Here is a 13,602-nt window from a genome sequence, read left to right on the forward strand (position 1 = left end):
CCTCTGGGAGAGGGCTAGGGTGAGGGGCTTTGGGGCCGGGATCACTGCGCCAAATGCAACAACAGAAAATCGATAAACGCCCGCGACTTGTGCGGCAGATGCGGGGTGTTGGGAAACACCACATTGATCGACTGCGAGGGCAGCGAATACTCCGGCAGCAAGCGCACCAGACGCCCGGTGGCAATGTCATCTGCCACCACCCAGGCAGGCAGAACCGATACGCCCAGTGAAGACAACGTCATCGAGCGAATCGCCGTCGACGAGTTCGATTCGAAGTGGCTGGTGCCACCGACCTCAACGCCCTGCCCTGGCCCATGGCGCAATGTCCACTGAGTCGGCGCCTGCAAATTGCTGTTGGCGATCCACGGCACGCTGTTCAGGTCCAGCGGTTGCCGCACCGGATGTCGGGAGAGGAATTGCTCGGTGGCCACCAGCACGATTTCATAATCGGCCAACTTGCGGCTCTTGAATGCCGAATCCGCTAAGTTACCCAGACGGATCACCAGATCCAGTTTTTCCGCGACCAGATCATTCAACGAAGAGTTGAAGTTGTAGCACAAGCGGATTTCCGGATAACGCTCGGAGAACAGTGGAATCAACGGCAGAATATACTTTTCACCGTATTCACTGGTTGAACTAATCCGTAACTTTCCGGATACCCGATTATTACCTTTCAGGACATTATCAAAGGCATTGTCGATGTCCGCGACAATCCCCTTGAACTCTTCATAAAACTCCTGACCTATTTCGGTCAGCGATATATTGCGGGTGTTGCGGATCAACAGCGTCGCCGACAAAACCTCCTCCAGCGCCTTGACATGCAGGCTGGCCATGGCTTTGCTGATACTCAGGTAGTTTGCAGCTTTGGTATAAGAACCAAAATCCACCACCGCGAGGAACGTCTGAACCCGATTAAGATGAGAGTGCATGGCGCTATGGCTCACTGTTAAATCCTGTCAAACATTGTTTTAAGCATAGTCGTATCGACACTTCAAGTCCATCGCCCCTATGCTGCGCGGCAAAGGGGATTCAACATGAACTATCGCTATAAGATCGCGCTGATCTTTCTGATCGGCTTTTTTATTGACTGTATAAACATATTTATGTCGGCGGTGGCACTGCCGAGTATATCGGCAACTTTACAGGTCAGTACTTCATCGGTGGCGTGGGTCGCCAATGCTTATATTCTTGGCCTGACCCTGATTATTCCGGTCAGCACCTGGCTGGCCGGGCGTTTTGGCAGTCGCGAGATTCTCACCGCTTCGATGCTGGTGTTCACCGGCTCTGTGTGGATGTGCGGCATGGCCGACAGTTTCCATGAACTGGTGATCTGGCGGTTCGTGCAGGGCGTCGGTGGTGGCTTGCTGATTCCGGTCGGTCAGGCGCTGACCTTCAATCTGTTTCAGGGCGAGCAACGGGCGAAAATATCCACACTGGTGATGGCCGTCGCGCTGATTGCCCCGGCGATTTCACCGACGGTCGGCGGCATCATTGTCGACAGCAGCTCCTGGCGCTGGGTGTTCTACAGCAACATCCCGTTTTCGTTGATCGCGGCCGGGCTGTCGTGGTTCTGGATCAAGGAAAGCAAACCGACCGATCTGCCGCGCCCGGACATCAAAGGCCTGCTGCTGGTCAGTGCCGCGCTCGCCAGCCTGCTGATGGGCATGTCGCTGTACGGCGGCGACTACCCGGCGCTGGCCGCGTTGAGCTGTGTCGCGGCGGGTTTGCTGTTCATCGTGCTGTACCTGCGGCACTACCGCCGCTGCAGCAACGCGATCATCGAATTGAGCCTGCTCAAAAGTAAAAAGCTCAGCACCTCGATCTTCATCTATTACGCGATTCCCGGCGTGTTCACCGGGGTCAATCTGATGAGCATTTTCTTCCTGCAGAACACGCTGCACTTCAGCGCCCGGCTGACCGGGATGTTCATGATCCTCTACGCCATCGGCGCGTTCATTGCGATGACGATTTGCGGCCGGGTCTACAACCGGGTCGGCGCGAAACGCCTGTTCACCCTCGGCATGCTGCTGCACAGCGCCGGCATCGCCACGCTGATGCTGGTCAACGCGCCAACGGACCTGTGGGTGATCGTCATCGCTTACAGCTTGATGGGCATCGGCGGTGGCATCGGTGCCAACACCGCGCAAACCACCTCATTGATGGATTTTGCCGGCGGCGATACGCACAAGGCGAGTGTGATCTGGAACATCAATCGGCAAATGTCGTTCAGCCTCGGTGCGGCGTTGTTTCTGATGATTTTCAATGTGCTGCTCAAGCAGTTCGACACCACGCAGGCCTACCACGCGACGTTCGCGATTGCCGCGCTGGTCGGGCTGTTCCCGCTGTTTCAGATGAGTCAATTGAACCCTCCAAAGGAATGCCATGAACAACAACCTGGTTGAACGAGCGCAACACAGTATTCACCACGTGCACGAACTGATTCAGCGCGTCTTTACCGACGCCGACGGGGCCGGCGCAGACGCCATCGCGCCGCTGATGGAGGTGTTTGCCGAGCACTTCAGCATGGTCACCACCTCGGCCGCCGTGGTCGGTCGGGCGCAAGTCGAGCAACTGTTCAACGGCGCCGTCGGTGCCCGCAAAGGTCTGGAGATTCTGATCAGCGACCTGCACACGGTCTGGCACGAAGGTTCGACCGTGGCCCTGCGCTACAAGGAAACCCATCGCCTGAACCAAAGCGAAACCTCGCGTATTTCGCTGGCGATCCTTCGCGTCCAGCACCACGACGTCCAGTGGTTGTACTTGCACGAAACACCGTTGAGCCAGGAAAAACCTGCATGAAATACACCGTCACCCACTGCCGGATGCTCTCGGCGTCGATCAAGGAAGTCACCGTCAGCGGCCCGCCTTCCCTGATCGACATGAGCCACGCCGGGGCACATTTCAAATGGCAGATCCCGGGGCTGGATGACTGTCGTCACTACTCGACGGTGCATGTAAAGGAGGTTGAGGATGGCCAGTTCACCTTCGCCATTCGCCTCTCGCCAGACTCCGTCAGCAGCCAGTACATCCGCACCCTGGCGGTCAATGACAGCGTGGAACTGGAAGGTCCGCTGAACACTTTCAACTACCCGCTCGACGTTGACAGCGGGCGTGATATCGCGATTGCCGGCGGCATCGGCATCACGCCGCTGACCGGCATCCTGCGCCACCTGACTGCGCTGGATCGCCCTGCGCACCTGCATTACTTCGCCAAGAGCGCCGACGATGCGGTCTACGCCCGGTACCTGCAAGAACACCTGCAAGAACGCCTGCAACTGCACCTCTCCGGCAGTCGCCCGGCGATCAGCGAAGTGCTCGCCGATCTGCGCGCCGATGACCGCCTGTATGTCTGCGGCCCGGCAGCGATGCTCAACGCAGTGCTCAGTCACGCCGAAAGCGTTGGCCTGGCGCGTGAACAGATCCATCTGGAAGTGTTCAACGTTGCCCGCGAAACCACCGCGCAAGGCTTCGTCATCGAGGCGGCCGACTCCGGCGTCAGCATCAATGTCGGCCCGCAACAGTCGTTGCTCGAAGCGTTGGAAGCGGCCGGGCTCGACCCGCTGTACGACTGTCGTCGTGGTGAATGCGGCGTTTGCGCGCTGGACGTCCTCGAAGGCGAAGTCGACCACCGCGATTTCATCATGAGCGAACAGGAAGCGGCGTGCAGTGCGCGAATCTACCCCTGCGTCTCCCGCGCCAAAAGCCCGCGCCTGAAACTGGCGATCTGAGAGAGGACACTCCGTTGGACAACTATTTCAATGGCAGAGAAGTGCATAAATCTCTGTTCCTTGATCAGGCGCTTTTCGAACAGGAACAGCAGCGCGTATTCGCCGCGAGCTGGTGCTACCTGGGTCACGACAGCCTGATCCCCGAGACCGGCGACTACTTCACCACCACCCTCGCACAACAGCCGCTGGCCATGGTTCGGCAGAAGAACGGTGCCATCGTCGTGCTGCATAACCGTTGCCCGCACAAAGGCGTGAAAGTGCTGGCCGAAGCGCGCGGCAATGTCGGCCGCTTCATGCGTTGCCCGTACCACGCGTGGACGTTCAAGACGGACGGCGAGCTGCTGAGCATTCCGGTGAAAAAGGAGTACGACGACTGCGACCTGAGCAGTTGTTCCGCGCACAAAGGCATGCGCCCGGTGAACGCGGTGCACAACTATCGCGGCTTCGTCTTTGTCCGCCTGACGGAAGAAGGCATCGGCTTCGAGGAGTTCTTTGGCGAGTCGCTGTCGACACTCGACAACATGGTCATGCGCTCGCCGCAGGGCCAGCTGAAAGTAATCGGCCAGCCATTGCTGCACCGCCATCGCTGCAACTGGAAAATGGTCGTCGACAACCAGACCGACACCTGCCACCCGATGATCGCCCACGAATCTTCGGCCGGCGAAGCCATCCGCCTGTGGCAGGAAACCGGTGATCAGGGCAAGCCACCGATGGCCGTCGAACTGTTCTCGCCGTTCATGGCCTCCTACGAGTTTTTCGCCGGCATGGGCATTCGCGTCTGGCCCAATGGCCACGGGCACACCGGGGTCAGCAATTCGATCCACAAGGCCTACACCGACATCCCCGGTTACTGGGACTTGATGGTGGAAAGCTACGGTGAAGAGCAGGCCCGGGCGATCCTCGACGACACCCGCCACAACACCGTGTATTTCCCCAACCTGATGGTCAAGGGACCGATCCAGACCTTGCGCGTGATCAAACCGCTCAGCGCCCGCGAAACCATCGTCGAGTCGTGGATCTTCGAACTGCAGGGCGCCCCCGTGCAGTTGCTGGAAAGGACTGTGCAGTACAACAACCTGATCAACTCGCCGTGTTCGATGGTCGCCCACGACGACGTGGAAATGTACGAACGGGCCATGGAAGGCCTGGGCAGCGACGCCAACGAATGGGTCAACGTCGCCCGCCTGTTCAGCCCGAACGAATCCTATGCGCAGACCCAAGTGGTGTCCGGCACCAGCGAAATGGCCATGCGTAATTTCTATAACAGTTGGCAGCACTTGATGCGGGACGACCATGCAACACGATCAATCTAATCACCACGCCATCGAGCAACTGATCGAGACCGAACTGCACTTGCTCGACCAGCAGGATTTCGACGCCTGGCAACAGCTGCTCTGCGATGACTACCACTACTGGATTCCCATGACCCGTGAGCAGGTCAGTCCGTTGCACGAATCATCGCTGGTGTACGAAGACCGTTTTCTGACCACGCTGCGGATCAACCGACTGGCCAATGCGCGCAACTTCTCCCAACAGCCCAAGAGCCGCAGCCTGCACATCGCCCAGCGCCCGCGCATCACGCTCGATGCAGCCTCGTTCAGCGCGTGCGCCAGCTCCAACATGCTCTATTGCGAAGCGCGCGGCGACAACGAATGGCACTACCCGGTGACCGTCGAACATCAACTGATCAACATCGATGGCACGTGGAAGATTCACGGCAAGAAGATCCTGTTGCTCAACCCCGCACGCGCCCTTGAAAGCCTGCAGCTCATTATCTGATCGATCGAGAAGTCTCCCTGTGAAAGCTATTTCCCATGATTCCAGTCAGGCGTCCGCGTGCCTGTCTTTTCCCTACGTCGATCTGCTGTATGACTATGGCCAGTTCCTGCGCAGTGCCGATGAAGCCATTGGTTACCTGCCGGCGGAAACTGCCGAGAAACACATCGGCATCGTCGGCGCTGGCCTCAGCGGGCTGGTCGCCGCTTACGAACTGCTGCGCGCCGGTGCGCGTCGCGTGACGCTGTTTGAAGCGGAACCCGAGCATGTCGGCGGGCGTCTGCTGACGCAGTGTTTTGATAAGGAACAGCCGCAGTTCATCGCGGAAATGGGCGCCATGCGTTTTCCGCCGAGTGAAGTCGGGCTGTTTCATTACCTCAATCGCTTCGGCATCCAGACCACCGAGGCGTTTCCCGACCCGGGCGTGGTCGACACCGAAATCCACTACCGTGGCGAAGCCCATCACTGGGCAGCCATGCAACCACCGCCGGCGCTGTTCAGCACCGTGCACCAAGGCTGGATCGCCTTTCTCAGCGAAGGCGTGACCCTCGATGACGGCACGTGCCTGGCGCCACCGCTGCTGATCACCGAATTGCTCAAGCAGCACAATTACTGCGAAGTGCAGCCCGAGTGGCAACGCTACCTGGACTGCTTCGGTGACAGCTCGTTTTACTCGGCGATGGTGCGCATCTTCACCGGCAAAAAACCGCCGGGCGGCAAACCGTGGCGCAAGCCCGAAGACTTCCACCTCTTCGGCTCGCTGGGCATTGGCTCGGGCGGTTTCCAGTCGGTGTACCGCGCGTCGTTCACCGAGATCCTGCGCCTGGTGGTCAATGCGCTGGAGGTCAATCAGCGTCTGGTGCCCAACGGTATTTCCTCGCTGGCCGAGCGGATTGCCGACACCGAATTCAACGGTATTCAGGTGCGCGACATGATTTGCCGCACGCGCATCGAGTCGATCAACAAAGGTGCGCACGGCGAGATTCTGCTGGCCGGCAGCAACGGCGAAACCTACGCCTGCGACCGGGTAATCACCACCACCACGACCCGCGCCCTGCAAGTGAACCTCAAGCTCACGCAGAACCAGGCCTTCGTCAATCGCGACGTCGCGCGGGCGATCAACGAAACGCACATGGTCGGCTCATCCAAGCTGTTCATCCTGACCAAGGACAAGTTCTGGCTCAAACATGGCCTGGCGCAAAACATCCAGACCGACACCCTGGTCAAGGGCGTGTATTGCCTCGACTACGCGCCGCACGATCCGGATTCCTGGGGCGTGGTGTTGATCAGTTACACCTGGGAAGACGACTCGCACAAGATGGTTTCGATGACCGACAAGGTGCAGCGCTGCCTGCGTCTGGTCGACGAATTGGCGATGAGCGCACCGGAATTTGCCAGCCATCTGCTGCCGCTGGACGGTGACTACCAGCGCTACGTTCTGGAATACGACTGGCTGACCGACAAGCACGCACTCGGCGCTTTCAAGCTGAATTTCCCCGGCGACGACATCTACTCCGAGCGCCTGTTCTATCAGTTCCGTACCGCACTCGATCCGCAACAGGATACCGGTTTGTACCTGGCCGGTTGCGGCGCCTCGTTCACCGGTGGCTGGGCCGAAGGCGCGATTCAAACCGCACTCAACGGTGCGTGCGCGGTGATCAGCAGCCTGGGCGGCGATCTGCTTGCCGGCAACCCGCTCGACGACTTGCACTCGCAGTATCGCTACTGCTGACCCAGTCCCTTTCCATGCCGAGAATCATCCATGTACAGCCAGCTTTCAATTGAACAGCTCGTCAACGGCTTGCGCAGTGGCCAACACTGCCCGGACACCTGGCAGCATGCCTTGCGCGAGCGTCATGTGCAGATGCAACACCTGAACAGTTTCATCACCTTCGACCCGTCAGCGTCCAAGGCAAATGCCGCTGGGCGCGACAGCGCACTGTATGGCCTGCCGGTGTCGTTCAAGGACAACATCAACGTCAGCGGCATGCCGACCACCGCCGGTACGCCCGGGCTGGCCGACTATGTGCCGCAAACCGATGCCGGCATCGTCGAGCGCTTTCGGCAATTGGGCGCGCAGATTGTCGGCAAAAACAACATGCACGAATTGTCGTTCGGCGTGACCTCGGCCAACCATTCCCATGGCGCGGTGATCAACCCAGTCAACGAACGCCACAGTGCCGGTGGCAGCAGCGGCGGCTGTGCTGCCGCCGTCGCTGCCGGACTGGTGGCGTGTGCGGTCGGCACCGACACTGGGGGGTCGGTACGGATACCGGCGGCGTTCTGCGGGATTGTCGGGTTTCGCCCCACCACCGGCGTTTATCCGGTCGACGGCATCGTCCCGGTGTCGCAAACCAAAGACACTCCGGGCTTGTTGACCCGCACCGTGGAGGATTGTCAGTTCGTTCACGGGCAATTGACCGGCTGCCTGCATCAGGCAGAAACCCGGCCGTTGCGCATTGGCATTCCCGAGCGGTTTCTCTGGACCGACCTCGCTGACAACGTGCAACGCGCTTGCCGCACGGCCATCGATACCTTGGCCGATCGCGGTGTGATCATCGTGCCGGTCGACGATGCCGTGATTGGCGAGATCAACGAGAGCATTCAGTTTCCGCTACCGATCTACGAGTTCTTCATCGATTTTCCACGGTTCCTGATGAAAGCCGGACGCGGTGAGCAGTTCCTCGACATCCTCGCGCAGATTCGCGATCCGGCGATCAAGAAAATCCTCACCGCCCAACTGGAAAGCCCAGCGATTTCCTACACCGACTACGTGCAGGCATTGATGAGCAAACTGCGTCAGGAGAAGGAATACCGCGCCCTCTTCAGCCGCCATCAACTGGACCTGCTGGCTTACCCGACCGTCACGTGCAGCGCACCGCTGCTCAGCGCTTGCGCGGATGAAAGCAACTTTGAAACGTTCGTGCGCAATACCGACCCGGCGAGCAATCTGGCGGCGCCAAGCATCAGTGTGCCGGTAGCGGCGGCGAGTGCGTTGCCGGTGGGCCTGTCGTTCGATGCACTACCAGGGCAGGACGACTTTCTATTGGCCAATGTGCGGCACCTGAAGCACCTGCTCGACATCGGTTAAACCACGATCCCTGTGGGAGCGAGCCTGCTCGCGAAGGCGTCGTGTCAGTCGACATCAACTTCGTCTGCCACATCGCTATCACGAGCCGGCTCGCCCCTACAGGGGCTCTGCGTCGATGCACCTATAACAATTCAAATTGCGGGCCTTGCCATGCGCGTCACCTCAATATCCTCCGTTCCCGCTGTCGAACGCTCGCCGTCGATCCTTGGCGGCGCCATGATCATCGGCGGCACCATCGTCGGTGCCGGCATGTTTTCGCTGCCGGTGATCATGTCCGGGCTGTGGTTCTACGGCTCGGTTGCCGTGCTGCTGTTTGCCTGGTTCTGCACGTTGCACTCGGGCCTGATGATTCTTGAAGCCAATCTCAATTACCGTGAAGGCGCGAGTTTCGCCACGATCACCGGCGATCTGCTCGGGCGTGGCTGGAGCCGTTTGAATGGTTTGAGCATTGTCTTTGTCCTGTACACCCTGACGTACGCCTACATCTCCGCCAGCGGCTCAGTGCTTCATCACACCGCGCAAACCTTCGGGCTTGAGTTGTCATCGCGCGCGGGCGGTTTGGGGTTCACGCTGCTGGTGGCGTTCATTGTCTGGCTCAGTACCACGGCGGTGAGTCGCATGACCACGCTGGTGTTCGGCGCAAAAATCCTCGCGTTCTTTCTAACCTTTGGCGGTTTGCTCGGCCATGTGCAAAGCACCACGCTGCTCAACCTGAACAGCGGTGACAACCATTACTGGCCTTATCTGCTGGTGACCCTGCCCTTCTGCCTGACTTCGTTCGGTTTTCACGGCAACGTGCCGAGCCTGATGAAGCATTACGGCAAGGACCCGCAGCGGATTCGCGCTTGCCTGGTCGGCGGCACGTTGATCGCTCTGGCGCTGTATCTGGTGTGGATGCTCTGCAGCATGGGCAACATCCCCCGCGACGCATTCAAGGACATCGCTCAGCGCGGTGGCAATATCGATGCGCTGATCAGCGCCCTGGGTTCACAGCTCAACAGCGCCAACGTCGATCTGCTGTTGACGTTCTTCTCCAATTTCGCCGTGGCCTGTTCATTTCTCGGGGTGACCCTGGGTTTGTTCGATTACCTGGCCGATGTGCTGGGTTTCGACGACAGCCCCATCGGCCGCCTGCAGACCGCCGCCATCACTTTCGCGCCACCGACGCTCTGCGGATTGCTCTGGCCGGAAGGCTTTCTGCATGCCATCGGTTTTGCCGGATTGGCGGCGACATTGTGGGCGGTGATTACTCCGGCGCTACTGGCTCGGGCTTCGCGCAAGCGCTTTGGCAGTCCACGCTATCAGGTGTGGGGGGGGACGCCGATGATCGTGCTGGTGCTGTTTTTCGGGGCGATCTGCGCGGTGTCCCATTTGCTGTTCGTATTTGATTGTCTGCCTGTGTGGCGCTGAGGCTTCTCGTTCGGTTTTCCGAACGCGACCTTACGGTCGATTCGGTTAACCGGATCAGTTACGTTAAAAAATACCGCCACAAAAGTTTAATAACGTTATAAAACAACATGTTATCTATCTGCGACTGGTCTGGCACGAGTCATGCTCTACACTCTCTCGACGAATGCCTGTTGCGCCAACACTTCAGGAGCCGTCAGGCATTCGAAGCACAAAAGGGCCGACAAACTGGCTCCATAAAAAAAACAATGTCGAGGAAAATTTGATGCGCATCGTTCCCCATATCCTGGGCGCAGCCATTGCGGCCGCTCTGATCAGCACGCCAGTTTTCGCCGCCGAACTCACCGGCACCCTGAAGAAAATCAAAGAGTCCGGTGTGATCACCCTGGGCCACCGCGACGCCTCCATCCCGTTTTCCTACATCGCTGACGCTTCCGGCAAGCCGGTTGGCTACTCCCACGATATCCAGCTGGCCATCGTCGAAGCGATCAAGAAAGACCTCGACCTGCCAAACCTGCAAGTCAAATACAATCTGGTGACCTCGCAGACCCGTATCCCGCTGGTGCAGAACGGTACCGTGGACGTCGAGTGTGGCTCCACCACCAACAACGTCGAGCGTCAGCAGCAGGTTGACTTCTCCGTCGGCATCTTCGAAATCGGTACCCGTCTGCTGTCCAAGGCTGACTCCAAATACAAGGATTTCGACGATCTGAAAGGCAAGAACGTCGTGACCACCGCTGGCACCACCTCCGAGCGCATCCTCAAGGCGATGAACGCCGACAAGCAGATGGGCATGAACGTCATCTCCGCCAAAGACCACGGTGAATCCTTCCAGATGCTGGAATCGGGTCGAGCCGTTGCGTTCATGATGGACGACGCGCTGCTGGCCGGTGAAGCCGCCAAGGCCAAAAAGGCGACTGACTGGGCCGTGACCGGCACTCCACAGTCGTACGAAATCTACGGCTGCATGATGCGCAAAGGCGACGAGCCGTTCAAAAAGGCTGTGGATGACGCCATCAAGGCCACTTACGCATCGGGCGCGATCAACAAGATCTACGAGAAGTGGTTCATGCAGCCAATTCCGCCAAAAGGCCTGAATCTGAACTTCCCGATGAGCGACGAGCTCAAGACCCTGATCGCCAATCCGACCGACAAAGCGGCTGACGACAAGAAATCCTGATTTCTGACTAACCTTATCCCCTGAGGAGGCTTCTGCCTTTTCAGGGGATGGTCACTCCCTGCTGGTATTTTCTGGAAACACTCGAACCGGTGGCTGTCGAGCCGATCGCGTGTGCCTGACCGTCAAGGTCAGGGAGGGAACGGAGTTTCCCCAGGCGGGCACTTGTACATCGATCGAATCGAGGGGAGACCCTAATGAATTACAACTGGGACTGGGGCGTGTTCTTCAAGTCCACCGGCGTGGGCAGCGAGACCTATCTCGACTGGTTCATCTCCGGTCTGGGCTGGACCATCGCCATCGCCATCGTGGCCTGGATCATCGCCCTGCTGCTGGGCTCGATACTGGGCGTCATGCGCACCGTGCCGAACCGTATCGTGTCGGGCATCGCGACGTGCTACGTCGAGCTGTTCCGTAACGTGCCGCTGCTGGTTCAGCTGTTCATCTGGTACTTTCTGGTGCCCGACCTGCTGCCGGCGGATCTGCAGGAGTGGTACAAGCAGGACCTCAACCCGACCACTTCCGCTTACCTCAGCGTAGTCGTGTGCTTGGGCCTGTTCACCGCCGCCCGTGTCTGCGAACAAGTGCGCACCGGTATCCAGGCGCTGCCGCGTGGCCAGGAATCCGCCGCCCGCGCCATGGGCTTCAAGCTGCCACAGATCTACTGGAATGTGCTGCTGCCCCAGGCCTACCGCATCATCATTCCGCCGCTTACCTCGGAATTCCTCAACGTCTTCAAGAACTCCTCCGTGGCCTCGCTGATCGGCCTGATGGAGCTGCTCGCGCAAACCAAACAGACCGCCGAGTTCTCGGCCAACCTGTTCGAAGCGTTCACCCTGGCGACCCTGATCTACTTCACCCTGAACATGAGCCTGATGCTAGTGATGCGCATGGTTGAGAAGAAAGTCTCCGTGCCCGGCCTGATTTCCGTGGGGGGTAAATAATGGAATTCGATTTCAGTGGCATCGTCCCGGCCATTCCCGGTTTGTGGAACGGCATGGTGATGACCCTCAAGCTGATGGCCATGGGTGTGGTCGGCGGGATCATTCTCGGCACGATCCTCGCGCTCTGCCGGCTGTCGCACAACAAACTGCTGTCGAACATTGCTGGCGCGTACGTTAACTATTTCCGCTCGATCCCGCTGCTGCTGGTAATTACCTGGTTCTATCTGGCAGTGCCATTCGTGCTGCGCTGGATCACCGGCGAAGACACCCCGATCGGCGCGTTCACCTCGTGCATCGTGGCGTTCATGATGTTCGAAGCGGCGTACTTCTGCGAAATCGTTCGGGCCGGCGTACAGTCGATCCCGAAAGGCCAGATGGGCGCGGCACAAGCGCTGGGCATGAGCTACGGCCAGATGATGCGCCTGATCATCCTGCCCCAGGCGTTCCGCAAAATGACCCCGCTGTTACTGCAACAGAGCATCATTCTGTTCCAGGACACTTCGCTGGTTTACACCGTGGGTCTGGTTGACTTCCTTAACGCATCCCGCGCCAGTGGCGACATCATTGGTCGTTCCAACGAGTTCCTGATCTTCGCCGGTGTCGTCTACTTCATCATCAGCTTTGCCGCCTCGCTGCTGGTCAAGCGTCTGCAAAAAAGGTTTGCCGTATGATCTCTATCAAGAACATCAACAAGTGGTATGGCGACTTCCAGGTGCTGACTGATTGCAGCACCGAGGTCAAAAAAGGCGAAGTGATCGTGGTCTGCGGTCCGTCGGGTTCCGGCAAATCGACCCTGATCAAATGCGTCAACGCGCTCGAGCCGTTCCAGAAAGGCGACATCGTTGTCGACGGCACCTCGATTGCCGACCCGAAGACCAACCTGCCGAAACTGCGCTCGCGCGTCGGTATGGTGTTCCAGCATTTCGAACTGTTCCCGCACCTGACCATCACCGAAAACCTGACCATCGCGCAGATCAAGGTGTTGGGTCGCAGCAAGGAAGAGGCGACCAAGAAAGGTCTGCAACTGCTCGAGCGCGTCGGTTTGTCTGCACACGCCCACAAGCATCCGGGGCAACTGTCCGGTGGTCAGCAACAGCGCGTGGCGATTGCCCGTGCGCTGGCGATGGACCCGATCGTCATGCTGTTCGACGAACCGACTTCGGCGCTCGACCCGGAGATGGTCAACGAAGTGCTCGACGTGATGGTGCAACTGGCCCACGAAGGCATGACCATGATGTGCGTGACCCACGAAATGGGCTTTGCGCGCAAAGTGGCCGACCGCGTGATCTTCATGGACGCCGGCAAGATCATCGAAGACTGCCCGAAAGAGGAGTTCTTCGGCGATATCAGCGCCCGCTCCGAACGCGCGCAGCATTTCCTCGAGAAAATCCTGCAGCACTAAAAGCAACACCGCCTCCCCCTGTAGGAGCTGCCGCAGGCTGCGATCTTTTGACTTTGTTTTTAAAGATCAAAAGATCG

The 13,602-nt window shown here is 58.9% G+C and carries 13 protein-coding genes; 12 read left to right on the forward strand and 1 reads right to left on the reverse strand.

Going from position 1 to position 13,602, the window contains the following annotated elements:
* Window positions 1–41 precede the first annotated feature (41 nt).
* Window positions 42–929, reverse strand: a complete 888-nt coding sequence (locus PMI23_RS17560; protein ID WP_007916705.1) for a LysR family transcriptional regulator — start codon at window positions 927–929, stop codon at window positions 42–44.
* A gap of 105 nt (window positions 930–1,034) precedes the next feature.
* On the opposite strand from PMI23_RS17560, the gene PMI23_RS17565 reads away from it, so the two are divergent.
* The 12 genes from PMI23_RS17565 to PMI23_RS17620 all read left to right on the forward strand — a co-directional run bounded on the left by PMI23_RS17565 (window position 1,035) and on the right by PMI23_RS17620 (window position 13,525).
* Window positions 1,035–2,402 (forward strand): MFS transporter, encoded by a 1,368-nt coding sequence (locus PMI23_RS17565; protein WP_007916707.1) that lies wholly within the window; start codon window positions 1,035–1,037, stop codon window positions 2,400–2,402.
* Window positions 2,383–2,799, forward strand: coding sequence for a hypothetical protein (locus PMI23_RS17570; RefSeq protein ID WP_007916709.1), 417 nt, complete (start codon window positions 2,383–2,385; stop codon window positions 2,797–2,799). The genes PMI23_RS17565 and PMI23_RS17570 overlap by 20 nt, the downstream gene beginning before the upstream one ends.
* Window positions 2,796–3,728: a flavin reductase family protein gene (locus tag PMI23_RS17575; RefSeq protein WP_007916711.1), complete on the forward strand. Its 933-nt coding sequence runs from the start codon at window positions 2,796–2,798 to the stop codon at window positions 3,726–3,728. Before PMI23_RS17570 ends, PMI23_RS17575 begins: the two co-directional genes overlap by 4 nt.
* Window positions 3,729–3,742: 14 nt before the next feature.
* On the forward strand, window positions 3,743–5,041 hold the full coding sequence (locus tag PMI23_RS17580; RefSeq protein WP_007916713.1) for a Rieske 2Fe-2S domain-containing protein: 1,299 nt from the start codon (window positions 3,743–3,745) through the stop codon (window positions 5,039–5,041).
* A complete protein-coding gene (locus tag PMI23_RS17585) occupies window positions 5,022–5,507 on the forward strand; it encodes an aromatic-ring-hydroxylating dioxygenase subunit beta (protein ID WP_007916715.1) in 486 nt (161 codons plus the stop codon). The genes PMI23_RS17580 and PMI23_RS17585 overlap by 20 nt, the downstream gene beginning before the upstream one ends.
* A gap of 19 nt (window positions 5,508–5,526) precedes the next feature.
* Window positions 5,527–7,236, forward strand: a complete 1,710-nt coding sequence (locus PMI23_RS17590; protein WP_007916717.1) for an NAD(P)/FAD-dependent oxidoreductase — start codon at window positions 5,527–5,529, stop codon at window positions 7,234–7,236.
* Window positions 7,237–7,266: 30 nt separating this feature from the next.
* On the forward strand, window positions 7,267–8,595 hold the full coding sequence (locus PMI23_RS17595; RefSeq protein ID WP_007916719.1) for an amidase family protein: 1,329 nt from the start codon (window positions 7,267–7,269) through the stop codon (window positions 8,593–8,595).
* 150 nt (window positions 8,596–8,745) lie between these two features.
* Window positions 8,746–10,005, forward strand: coding sequence for a tryptophan permease (mtr, locus tag PMI23_RS17600; protein WP_007916720.1), 1,260 nt, complete (start codon window positions 8,746–8,748; stop codon window positions 10,003–10,005).
* A gap of 262 nt (window positions 10,006–10,267) precedes the next feature.
* The gene (locus PMI23_RS17605; RefSeq protein ID WP_007916721.1) at window positions 10,268–11,182 is read left to right on the forward strand and encodes a glutamate/aspartate ABC transporter substrate-binding protein; all 915 of its coding nucleotides are present in this window, start codon (window positions 10,268–10,270) and stop codon (window positions 11,180–11,182) included.
* 194 nt (window positions 11,183–11,376) lie between these two features.
* Entirely contained in the window at window positions 11,377–12,123 is a 747-nt protein-coding gene (locus PMI23_RS17610) for an amino acid ABC transporter permease (RefSeq protein ID WP_007916723.1), read from the forward strand.
* The gene (locus PMI23_RS17615; protein ID WP_007916726.1) at window positions 12,123–12,794 is read left to right on the forward strand and encodes an amino acid ABC transporter permease; all 672 of its coding nucleotides are present in this window, start codon (window positions 12,123–12,125) and stop codon (window positions 12,792–12,794) included. The genes PMI23_RS17610 and PMI23_RS17615 overlap by 1 nt, the downstream gene beginning before the upstream one ends.
* Window positions 12,791–13,525 (forward strand): amino acid ABC transporter ATP-binding protein, encoded by a 735-nt coding sequence (locus tag PMI23_RS17620; RefSeq protein ID WP_007916729.1) that lies wholly within the window; start codon window positions 12,791–12,793, stop codon window positions 13,523–13,525. Before PMI23_RS17615 ends, PMI23_RS17620 begins: the two co-directional genes overlap by 4 nt.
* The last annotated feature ends 77 nt before the right edge of the window (window positions 13,526–13,602 follow it).

The sequence above is a fragment of the Pseudomonas sp. GM24 genome (assembly GCF_000282235.1).
In the GTDB taxonomy this organism is placed as follows: domain Bacteria; phylum Pseudomonadota; class Gammaproteobacteria; order Pseudomonadales; family Pseudomonadaceae; genus Aquipseudomonas.